Raw genomic sequence first — 201 nt, forward strand, 5'->3', positions numbered from 1 at the left:
ACTTTGGCTAAAACGCCTATCAGGTAGCTACGCCGGAAGCTGGAAGCATGGGCTAAGTCTGGTATTCTGATATAAAGAAAGCCGTTCGGGTAAGGGATAATCTGAAACTCTCCTTCGTACTTGCCCAGGTTGCCGGGATAAGGAATATTAAAACCCTCCGGCCACGGTTCCGGCTGGCCGGAAGCGCTAACGTTACACAGG

Annotated in this window: 1 pseudogene; it reads right to left on the reverse strand. The window is 51.2% G+C overall.

Annotation, left to right across the window (positions count from 1 at the left end):
* Positions 1-201: pseudogene (locus JDF658_RS14715) on the reverse strand (IS200/IS605 family accessory protein TnpB-related protein); the annotation flags it as partial.

It is taken from the genome of Carboxydocella sp. JDF658 (assembly GCF_002049395.1).
Taxonomy (GTDB): Bacteria; Bacillota.